11 protein-coding genes are annotated in these 10,471 nt (G+C 32.2%); 8 read left to right on the forward strand and 3 right to left on the reverse strand.

Annotated elements, in window-relative coordinates:
- Positions 1–79 precede the first annotated feature (79 nt).
- The 5 genes from WMO38_RS14450 to WMO38_RS14470 all read left to right on the forward strand — a co-directional run bounded on the left by WMO38_RS14450 (position 80) and on the right by WMO38_RS14470 (position 6,460).
- Positions 80–271, forward strand: a complete 192-nt coding sequence (locus WMO38_RS14450) for a hypothetical protein (protein ID WP_186836352.1) — start codon at positions 80–82, stop codon at positions 269–271.
- Between the two features lie 708 nt (positions 272–979).
- Positions 980–1,525, forward strand: a complete 546-nt coding sequence (locus WMO38_RS14455; protein ID WP_349163163.1) for a hypothetical protein — start codon at positions 980–982, stop codon at positions 1,523–1,525.
- A gap of 255 nt (positions 1,526–1,780) precedes the next feature.
- On the forward strand, positions 1,781–2,860 hold the full coding sequence (locus WMO38_RS14460; RefSeq protein ID WP_349163164.1) for a phosphodiester glycosidase family protein: 1,080 nt from the start codon (positions 1,781–1,783) through the stop codon (positions 2,858–2,860).
- A gap of 22 nt (positions 2,861–2,882) precedes the next feature.
- Complete coding sequence (locus WMO38_RS14465) at positions 2,883–4,043, forward strand: hypothetical protein (RefSeq protein WP_349163165.1); 1,161 nt, start codon at positions 2,883–2,885, stop codon at positions 4,041–4,043.
- 140 nt (positions 4,044–4,183) lie between these two features.
- Positions 4,184–6,460, forward strand: a complete 2,277-nt coding sequence (locus WMO38_RS14470; RefSeq protein WP_349163166.1) for an EAL domain-containing protein — start codon at positions 4,184–4,186, stop codon at positions 6,458–6,460.
- Here WMO38_RS14470 and WMO38_RS15230 read toward each other — a convergent pair.
- On the reverse strand, positions 6,450–6,638 hold the full coding sequence (locus WMO38_RS15230) for a GHKL domain-containing protein (RefSeq protein ID WP_353964019.1): 189 nt from the start codon (positions 6,636–6,638) through the stop codon (positions 6,450–6,452). The genes WMO38_RS14470 and WMO38_RS15230 overlap by 11 nt on opposite strands.
- A gap of 68 nt (positions 6,639–6,706) precedes the next feature.
- Between WMO38_RS15230 and WMO38_RS14475 the strand changes: the two genes are divergently transcribed.
- Positions 6,707–7,135: a hypothetical protein gene (locus WMO38_RS14475; protein WP_349163167.1), complete on the forward strand. Its 429-nt coding sequence runs from the start codon at positions 6,707–6,709 to the stop codon at positions 7,133–7,135.
- 23 nt (positions 7,136–7,158) lie between these two features.
- On the opposite strand, the gene WMO38_RS14480 is transcribed toward WMO38_RS14475, so the two are convergent.
- Together WMO38_RS14480 and WMO38_RS14485 are read right to left on the reverse strand one after the other, a co-directional pair.
- Positions 7,159–8,442, reverse strand: a complete 1,284-nt coding sequence (locus tag WMO38_RS14480) for a sensor histidine kinase (protein ID WP_349163168.1) — start codon at positions 8,440–8,442, stop codon at positions 7,159–7,161.
- Positions 8,443–8,445: 3 nt separating this feature from the next.
- Positions 8,446–9,168 carry a LytR/AlgR family response regulator transcription factor gene (locus tag WMO38_RS14485; protein ID WP_349163169.1) on the reverse strand — a complete coding sequence of 241 codons (723 nt, stop codon included), beginning with the start codon at positions 9,166–9,168 and terminating at the stop codon, positions 8,446–8,448.
- Positions 9,169–9,381: 213 nt separating this feature from the next.
- On the opposite strand from WMO38_RS14485, the gene WMO38_RS14490 reads away from it, so the two are divergent.
- Positions 9,382–9,954, forward strand: a complete 573-nt coding sequence (locus WMO38_RS14490; protein ID WP_349163170.1) for an accessory gene regulator B family protein — start codon at positions 9,382–9,384, stop codon at positions 9,952–9,954.
- 146 nt (positions 9,955–10,100) lie between these two features.
- Positions 10,101–10,471 (forward strand): hypothetical protein (locus WMO38_RS14495; RefSeq protein WP_349163171.1); only part of this gene is annotated, 371 nt, incomplete at its 3' end.

Here is a 10,471-nt window from a genome sequence, read left to right on the forward strand (position 1 = left end):
AGAAGAGACTATGATTTAACAGTTATTAAGACCTTGGAGATGGTCTCTAAAAACTACTACTATATAATACGAGGTTGTTATGGATGACAAAATGAATGATGTGATTGATGAAGTGCAGAAAAGACTTGGAGAAGAATATGAGGTGAAAAGAGTTGAAGTTATGAAGAATAATGACACAAAACTGAAAGGAATTCAGGTCAGGAAAAAAGATATGAATGTTGCAAAGATATGTTACTGGACTGGTGAATCAGTTGATGAGATTGTAATGTGATTAATAGAAGCCTGTTTCCTAAGTTTGATTGTGAAATCAATTTGGAGAAGCTAAAGGAAAGGATTGTCTATACTCTGGTGAATGCTAATTCTAATAAGAGCAGACTAAAGACTATAACTTACAGGATGTTGGAAGGTACGGATTTAGCCATTACATATAAGCTAATCATATGATGCTTGAAATCACGTAAGAATAATTGAAAATATTTCGGGCACTTTTCAGGCACTTATTTCGTCAATAAGCATTACATAAAAATCATTACACAGGCTATCGGCTCCTACTGGACTAGTGCCATAAAGGAGTCAGAAGAAAACCAGTGTTCAAGCGGTCTCACGGCTTTGAACCCCGGTGGGCTCATTGCAAAGGGAATGGTTGGTTGACCATTCCCTTTTTTCTTTTCGTGCCTACTGACTAGGAGGGGAACGGGCGTCTTGTGAAGAAATTCATTCTTTATTATTTCCATGCATTAATTATTGTGATTTTGAAAATCCGCATAAATATTGGAAATATTTGTTGACAGGTTGGGCAATTTGGTGCATATATGTAAAAGGGGTTCTGAACAAAGAATTGAGAACACAGACGGTGGGATTTTGGTTCACTCACCATGGCGGTTGAACATTGAAATGGTGTTGTTACTGCCGGAGCTGCAACTGAAAAATAAAACAGTGCAGGATTAATTGTATATAAATTTAAGATGGAGGCAACAAGATGAAACTTGATAATTTTATAGGAATGATGACAGGACATTTTGATAACAAAGAGCAGTTTGATATGATGCAGAAGACAGGAAAAATATATCCTTACGCAGAACACATCAATACCATATGTAATGATAAAATAAAAAATATTCCTGTGGATTTTAATGGAAAATTTGTTGTTGAAGAAAGTTATTATGAAATCAATGGAAAGCGACATGCATCACCACATCTTTTTCTTATTACAGAAACTGAGGATGGAATTAGTCTTTCATCATATGAAATTCCGGCAGGAGAAGATAAGAATACATTTTCATATAATTCCATGAAGAATGTTGATTATACTGAATTGAAAAAATCTGAAAAGTTTATACCGGCACTTTATCATGAAAAGAATGGTGTCTGGGAAGGAGGCAGCACAAGCCGTTTTTCTCCGGTAATGACATTTAAGCTTTGGGAAAGGTTTTCGGATAGCTGTCTGGAAGTATCTGAAAGCATGGAAGTTAACGGAAAAAGAACTTTTGGATATGATGAACCAATTATTTATAAGCGTGCATAAACAAGTGGAATTAAATATTTATAGATTACATCTTATAAATAAATTTAAGGAGTTTTAATCTTTTATTATTTTATGTTTTATGTTAAAATAAATAAAAATGTGATGTTGGAATATGCATTGGCTGATAATTCCTGAGAAGATTTAAAGATAAAAATAGATAGTCTGAAGAAAAAGACTATCTATTTTCTGACTTATAAAAATATATTAATAATTAATAAATGAAATGGTGAATGAATTCAAAGAATGGAGATTAGTATGAAAAAGAAAATAGCAAGAAACATAGGCAGAGTGTTGTTAGTAATTCTTGTTACAGTGATAATGCTTGTCGGAACTTTATTTTTTATGATTAAACGGATATGCAGTAATTCGGCACCATCAGCAAGAAATCTTTTTATATCAACAGTTCTTGAATCTGGTCAGATGAAGTTTCTTGCATCATGGTTCTGTACAGATGATCAGATTAATGAGGTAATTAATGCTAATAAGATGGAATCTCTTGATTCGGATATTGATACATCACTTATTAATATATCTGCTTCGGATGAGTCGATAAAGGATAATAATGAGGAAGCGGAGCAGTTTGATGAGAATGGCATAAGAATGGTAGAGATATCAGGAAGATCTTTTTTTGGTAAAATGCTTATTATAAAGGATCCTTCACAGGTCAAAGTAGGAACTACATATCCATGGGGAGATTATGGCAAGGAACTTGACCAGATTGTAAGCGGTGCAGGTGCAGTTGCTGGTGTCAACGGAGGTCTTTATGTTTCAGCAGGAAACAGAGGGGGTTCACCACTTGGAATAGTTGTACAGGATGGAAATATTACATATAATAGTCCTTCGTCGCTGACAGGACTTTACCTTATCGGGCTTAATAAGGACAATCTTCTTGTAATCAAAGATATAGATGGTATGTCGGCAGCAGATTTTGAAAAATATGTAGCGGAAGCCGGAATCAGGGATGCGGTTGCTTTCCAGGAAGAAAGTTCTGATGCAAATAATCATTTTGTTTCACTTATAATTAATAATGAGGCTAGAGCTTTAAAGGGTCAGGGAAGTGGAGCTAATCCAAGAACAGTTATAGGACAAAGAGCAGACGGTGCAATTCTTCTTTTGGTTACAGATGGAAGAGGTGCTTCAGGACATCTTGGAGCAACGGCATCAGACCTTATTTCAGTCATGCAGGAATACGGTGCTGTTAATGCAGCAAATCTCGACGGCGGCAGTTCTTCAACTATGGTTTACAATGGCAGCTATGAGATGACGAGTGTGACATTTTATTATCAGAATTCGTCATGGAAATTGCCAACAGCGTTTGTTGTAATGCCTAAATAGACGAGGGAGGAGAATTGTAATAATGAAAGACGATACTAAAAACAAAACAGGAAAATTTAATATAAAATTAAATTATTGGACAGGGCTTATCATATATGCTGTTGTTTTGTTAATTATAGGAATCTGCGTATATATATATACAGGATCATGCGTTAAGAAATATGAAAATTCACAGTCAGATAAAGTTATGGATGGATTTCTTAAAGACTTTGAAAAAATGGTTGATGATAAGACTCTTGCGGACAATATAGAGCTTCCTGCAAGCAGTGAATTTGAAGGGAAAGATACATTTGTCAATATGTATATGTCAGAATTTGATGGTGTATCCGGATATACATATAAGAAGTCAGAGGGAAGTTATAATACAGAAGAGCCGCAGTATGATATATATGCTGATGACAAACTGGCTGCAAGGATGACACTTGAAGCGAAAAATCAGCATGTTGTTCTTGGGATTCTTACAGTATTTGATTGGAAAATCAAGTCAATCGAGCCGGCATTTTCTGCTAAAACTACTGACTATACTGTTTTGATTCCACAGGATTACACAGTTACTGTTAATGGAATTAAGGTATCAGATAATTATAAAACAGGCAAAATGGTTGAAAATCCTGATTTTGTTAATGTATCGAAGTATGTTGATATGCCAAAATCTGTAGAATATAAGCTGACAGGATTTGTAAACAAACCTGAAATTAAGATTTATAGTGCGGCAGGAAGTGAAGTCGCTGTCAATGTAGATTCTAAGGGCAATATTACAGCTGGTGCAGGAGGGAATTCATCTGATATGCCATCAGACAGAAAAGAAGAGGCTCTTAACATGGCAAAAATATGGGATAATTTCCTTACTAATGATTTAAGCGGTGCAGGTCACGGTCTTGCAACTGTACAGCAATATCTTATTGAGGATTCATATTATTGGAATCTTGCAAAAGACTATTCGGTAAGTCCTGATATTACATTTATAAGTGACCATGTACTTTCAGGTAACCCATATACTGGTGTGGTAGTTGATAATTATATTGAATATAACGATAACTGTTATTCATGTCATATTGCATTTACCAAGAATATGACACTTACATCCGGCGGTGCTAGAAAAGATGTTATTGATTCAACATTTTATTTTGTAAAATACCAGGAAAATTGGGCTATTGCCGACATGATTGCAACAACAAAATAAGTTGTAATACAGGTACTATGTACTAAATGAAAAACAGAAAATACAACAATAGCACTATTTACATGAAATTATAAAATAAAGTATAATCGGTTGGATTAAAAATGGGACTATAAACATTGTTTTAATAACGTGGAGATATTATGAAAATAATTTATGGAATCATTATAATATTGCTTATAATATTACTTGGAGCATGTGCGTTAAAGGCAAAGAGTAAAAAAGGGAATCTTGCCAGAATAGTGTTTTTGTATGAAACAGGTGCGGTACTATTTGGTATTACATTTATGATATTTACATTTTCCAATAATATCAAGGTAGTAACTTTTTGCCGTGGTCTTATGTTTGCAGGATATGACTGGCTTCTTATATTATTGATGTATTATACACAATATTATACAGGCTTATTTGATGAAGTCAGAATTATTAAAGAAGCTATGGTTATATATGGTATGTTTGATACTGTACTATTATTTTCCAATATATGGACAGGTCAGATGTTTTCAGTAGAATTTATTACAGATGCCGAGTTACATTTAAGATTTACAGACAGTATTTTTGTAAAAATACATTTTATATATAATTTTGCAATTGTGCTTCTTCTTCTCGTTTCATACATGTTTATGATAATGAAATCTTCCAAGTTTTACAGAATAAGATATGAAGTTATTTTTGCATCACTTTTTATAGCAGCTGTATTAGATATTATTTTCTTTAAATCTAATTCTGTTTATGACATTTCAGTTGTAGCATTTGGGTTGATGTCAGTGTTTATATATTATTTTACATTGAGTTATGTTCCTGAGGAACTGATTGAAAATACGCTTTCACTTGTTATAAAAGATATGAATAGCGGAATTATATGTTTTGATAACAGGGGAAAATGTATACATTGTAATGATTATATAAAAAAAGTATTTAGTTTGTGTGATGAGTATAGTGAGTTGGAAACGGGATATCACAGATGGCTTGAGGAAATTGCAGATAAAAGAGAAAATAATATTGAGTATTCAGCTGTGAAAGTCGTTGATGGTGAAAGTAAAAATTATGATGTGATATATAAACGTATATTTGATGATAAAAATAATTTTATATGCGATTATTTTGTATTTAATGATAAGACCGAAGATATAAAGTCGATTGAAATTGAAAAGTATAAAGCATCACACGACAGCCTTACAGGATTATATAATAAAGAATATTTTTATAGCCATGTACATGAAATCGTAAATAAAAACAGTGGCATACAGTATTGTATATTGTGCAGTAATATAAAAGATTTTAAATTTATTAATGAATTATTTGGACTGAAAAAAGGTGATGAAGTTCTTGTTAAAGTAGGAGAATTTTTTAATGAATATCTGGAAGATGATTCAATATGTGCAAGAATTGAAAATGACAGGTTTGCACTATGTATGCCAAAAGAAAAATTCAATGAAAAAGCGATTATAAGCAGACTGAATGAATTTCAAAAACAGTTTGATAATAATGCATTCAGAATGCATGTATTTATAGGTGTTTATGATATTGAAAATTTGGATGAGCCTGTCAGTATAATGTGCGATAAGGCTAATATTGCAGGCGATACAATTAAAAATGATTATAACAGTTATATGGCATATTATAATAATGCAATGCTTGAAAATTCAATTGAAGAGAGACGTATTATCGGTGAATTTGAGCGTGCGTTAAATAATGAAGAATTTGTTATGTATCTTCAGCCGCAGGTTGATTTTAAGGGAATTGCCAGAGGTGCTGAAGCATTGGTGAGATGGAGACATCCTGTAAAAGGCCTGTTATCTCCGGCAGTATTTGTTGATGTGCTTGAAAAGGCAGGACTTATCTACAAAATTGACAAATATATGTGGGAAAAAGCGGCAGCTAAATTAAAAGAGTGGAAAGAACTGGGAAAAGAACAGTATCATATATCTGTTAATATATCTACAAAAGATTTTTATCTTGTTGATGTTTATGAGACATTTGTAGATATTGTTGAAAGAAATGGAATTAATCCGGAAAAGTTAAAGCTTGAAATAACTGAAACAACTATTATGGATAATTTTGAGAGAAATATTAAAATTATAAAACGCCTTCAGGATTATGGCTTTAAGATTGAAATTGATGATTTTGGAAGCGGATATTCTTCTCTTAATATGCTTAAAGATATAAGTGCTGATATTTTAAAGATTGATATGGGATTTTTAAATGCCACGGAGAATGAGTTGAAAGGCCAGGATATTCTTGAAAGTATTATTTTCCTTGCACAGAAACTCGGAATGGAAGTTATAACAGAGGGTGTTGAAACATCCCAGCAGCTTACAATGCTTATACAGATGGGCTGCAGGATGTTTCAGGGATATTATTTTTCACGCCCGGTACCTGAAGAAGAATTTGAGAAAAAATATAATATCAGACAGTAACTTCAAAAATGATATAGTTTATGTTGCAGATTTTTTCGTTGCGTAAAGTAATATTTCCGTTATTATTATTTACAATTGTTTTTATTGAAGGCAGTCCAAGACCGTGACCTGTGTTTTTTGCATGTTTGGTTGTATAACCGGGCAGAAATATATTATGCAGAAAATCAGGTGTAATCATTGGGAACAATATGCAGGATATTCAACTTATGGAATTATAAGAAAATAGCAGAAAAAGCGGGGTGTAAAATGAAAAAACAAAGAAAAATAGTGATAGCAGTGAGTGGATTAATAATTGTTGTAATTATAGTATTTATTATACAAAATATTGTTAATACACCCAAAGGCGGTGTATGTATTGAAGAGGGACGAATAGTTAATGGTTCGGCTCCTTTTACATCACTTGAAGTTAAAGATGCAATGAGTGAGCTTAAAAGTATTTTTGAAAAATCTTATGCCGGATGCAGCATATCAGATATGTGGTATACGCAGACAGGTGGGGAAAATTATAAGACTGCGTCCGACAGTAAAATAACATTGCATACAAAAATTATTACCGGAAACAAAAAAATAGGTAAAATGAACAGAAATACAACATATAATGACTGGAAATGGATATTCCAAAAAAAAGATGAAAATGGGAAATGGCAGCTTATTAGTGATGGATATACGCCGTGAAAAAACTGAGAAAAAATATAATATCAGACAGTAACTTCAAAGATGATATAGTTGATATTATTGATTTTTTCGTTGCTTAAAGTAATATTTCCGTTATTATTATTTACAATCGATTTTAATGAAGGCAGTCCTAGTCCGTGACCTGTATTTTTTGCATGTTTGGTTGTATAACCGGGCAGAAATATATTATGCAGAAAATCAGATGTAATAATCGGTCCGGGATTGCCTATTTTTATGTAACATTGGTTGTTTTGTGATGCAATGTCGAGAAAAATAGTATTTTCGACCGGAGTGGCTTCAACGGCATTATCAATAAGTATGCCGAGTACGGTAATGAGTTTATATTCAGGGAGTGCAGAATAAATGAAATCGTCGGCAAGCGTTACGTTAAGTTGTTTATTCTGTGAGGCTGCCTGATTTTTTTTGCTTATGAGAAATCCGGCGACAAGTTTCATGTTACATTTTATAATAGGGTCAAGCCTGTTTTCTGCGTATACCGTGTTGGTGTATGTCTTAATTGCAGATGCGAGTGAATCATAATCTTTGTGTATCAAAGGCATGTTTTCAAATGTCTGGAGCTGATTGTCGAAGTTATGTTGTTTGCTTCGTATCTGCATTATCAGTTCGTCTACAATCGGCAGATATTCTTTATATGCTTTCAGTTCATTTTCGTATTTTTTATATTGATATTCAGTTAAAAATAATACGTAATTGACACATAAAATAATTACGGCGGCGATTATAAATGATATTAATGATTCAATAAAATTGTGAATGTTAATATTGGCAAATACAATAATTATATCCATAAGAAGGAAGCCTTCAAAAATTATGAATTTTGGAAGGATTGAGCGGCTGGTTATTGCACGCAGTATTTTATGAAATGGTATAAAACGTGATGATATAATAATAAATAAAATTGACAAAAGATTCCCTGTTATCTGATAAAAACTGCCAAATGGTTTTATAGGAAACAGATTAAGAACAGCAACAACAATAAGCTGGTATGCGATTACAAATATAACTTCAAGGAAAAAACTGAAAATTAAATCCTGAAATTTCGGTTTAAAAATAAAAGCAGTCGATATGATTAATTCAATCTGAATTAATATAGAACAGAAGAAATAGTCATGCAGGAAAAAGTCTGTCGTTGACATGATAAGGATTGCCAGAATGATAATGCTTATGTTTTTGCAGTTGAATGTAAGCTTTACATTGAGCAGTGACTGCATTATAAGCAGTGTTATGGCATATTCAGATATAAAAATTAATATATTGACCAAAAAATTAATTGCTAAATTCTGCATTTTTTAATACCTTTCTTCAAATTCATCTTTATATTTTTTGCCAATACCGATGTGGAAATTTTGTGGCTTATTATTTATTACTGTCGATATCGTTATCATTCGGTTGGTTTTGTCATAGTTAGTGACATACGCAACGCAAACTATATATTTTCTGTGACAGCGGACAAATTCATCCGGAAGATTTTGTTCTACTGAATCCATGGATTTATTGCGTATCAGAAATCTGCCGCTTTTTGTATAAAAAATAAGGATGTGCGAGTCTGCTTCTATAAAATAAATATCGCTGAAATTAATTTTCAGGCTGATTGAATTAATATCCTGTAATGTTATATATGACGATTTTTCAATATCTTTATGAATACAGAAATTAAAAGCAGAATATACATCGTCTGGTTTGTATGGTTTGTAAATATAACTGCAGCAATGCAATTCGTTGAGTGCAGTAGTAATCTGCGTCGCAATGGATGTTATGAAAATTATAGGAGTGTAAGGCATATTTTTTTTAAATCTTATAAAACGTGCAATGTCAATACCGCCGTTCGGATTGTCACTTAAAGCAATGTCTAATATGAAGATGTCAATATTGTTAGTATTGATGATACGGATTGCTTCATCGTAATTATCTGCCAGCATATATGTGAATGAATCTTCTGTATATTTTTCACTTAAAATCTTATAAAGGCTTTGTAACTGTATATCATTATCTTCAACGATTAATATGTTCATATATCATCAACCCTCTTTCGTACCACATGATATTTTATTTATATAATAAACCAATAATGCAGGGCAGTCAACGCATAAAATTGACGTTCGTGTCGTTAAAATTGACGTTGGCGAAAAATTGCACAGGAAATATTTAAAAATATATTTTTTTAAGGCAATATGAAGATATAAAAAGCAAAAGGAATGAATTAGGTAATTATGTGGAATGGGAAAATGGTTGATTATTATATAAAAAAATATGTTGAAAAAGATGAGTATGAACCGTGGCAGATTGAAAGTATAAGATATTCGCTTTTGTCGATAATGCTCGAGCTTGAAAAATGGATTGTGCTTATATGCCTTTTTTCAATATTGGGCATGGAGTATGATTTTCTGATATTTGCAATCTGTCTGTTGTGTGTTCGTATTTATCATGGCGGGTTACATATGAAAACATATACCGGATGTTTGATATATTCGATTTTATATTTTTTTGTGGCTATGGGGTTGCATCATATGCTTCTTAAAGCAGATATTTCAATAATAGTATATATAATAATTATTTTATCGGAAATGTTTGTGTTTATTATTCCTAGTCCGTTTAAAGAAAATATAAAACTTGATAAAAAGCATAATGTAATAATGAAAATTAAACTTCTGGCAGTAAATGTTGGATTGATAGCAGTGTCTGTGTATGTAAAACGGAACTACATATTATATATTGAAATAACATATATATTTCATATTATGGAATTTGTTATTGCATGTATTATTAAATTTTCAAGAGGGAAAAATACAAAAAATTGACGTTCGTGTCGTTAAAATTGACGTTCAGGAAAAGATTGTCAGACAGTATTTACATAAAAATAGTGACAATCTATATTGGTAATATGCAAAGAAAAGTGAGGTGTAGTAAAAATTTGCAAATATAACGGAAGGAGGAGATAAAAATAATGCAAAAAAAGAACAAATTGGGGAAAAAACATAAACTTATCGGAGTAATTTACGAAGAATACTTACATTCGGTGTTAAGCTGGAAAATACCTGTCGGAATTCTTATCATTCTTATAGTAGGAATTATGGTTCATTATGAAAAACAGGTTAATAATGTTATGAATGGATTTGAAAAGTTAGTGTCGTCTAGTAATTTTAATAAATTGCTTATATTTGCGGCGGCATTACCGGTATCGTTAAGTTTTGCTGACGACTGGTGCTCGGGAAGAATACCGTATGTTACGATAAGAAGCAGCAGGGACAGTTATATAAAAGGTAAGATAATTACATGTATATTAGGTTCATGGATAACAACGATGCTGGGACTTAC

This window comes from Lachnospira hominis (ex Hitch et al. 2025) (genome assembly GCF_040096395.1).
Classification (GTDB): Bacteria; Bacillota; Clostridia; order Lachnospirales; family Lachnospiraceae; genus Lachnospira; species Lachnospira hominis.

Bases quoted from the DNA above. Each gene is read 5' to 3' on its own strand.
- WMO38_RS15230 (WP_353964019.1), bottom strand. From the start codon at position 6,638: ATGATTACACCTGATTTTCTGCATAATATATTTCTGCCCGGTTATACA.
- WMO38_RS14490 (WP_349163170.1), top strand. From the start codon at position 9,382: ATGGTTGATTATTATATAAAAAAATATGTTGAAAAAGATGAGTATGAA.
- WMO38_RS14480 (WP_349163168.1), bottom strand. From the start codon at position 8,442: ATGCAGAATTTAGCAATTAATTTTTTGGTCAATATATTAATTTTTATA.
- WMO38_RS14475 (WP_349163167.1), top strand. From the start codon at position 6,707: ATGAAAAAACAAAGAAAAATAGTGATAGCAGTGAGTGGATTAATAATT.
- WMO38_RS14485 (WP_349163169.1), bottom strand. From the start codon at position 9,168: ATGAACATATTAATCGTTGAAGATAATGATATACAGTTACAAAGCCTT.
- WMO38_RS14455 (WP_349163163.1), top strand. From the start codon at position 980: ATGAAACTTGATAATTTTATAGGAATGATGACAGGACATTTTGATAAC.
- WMO38_RS14465 (WP_349163165.1), top strand. From the start codon at position 2,883: ATGAAAGACGATACTAAAAACAAAACAGGAAAATTTAATATAAAATTA.
- WMO38_RS14470 (WP_349163166.1), top strand. From the start codon at position 4,184: ATGAAAATAATTTATGGAATCATTATAATATTGCTTATAATATTACTT.
- WMO38_RS14460 (WP_349163164.1), top strand. From the start codon at position 1,781: ATGAAAAAGAAAATAGCAAGAAACATAGGCAGAGTGTTGTTAGTAATT.
- WMO38_RS14450 (WP_186836352.1), top strand. From the start codon at position 80: ATGGATGACAAAATGAATGATGTGATTGATGAAGTGCAGAAAAGACTT.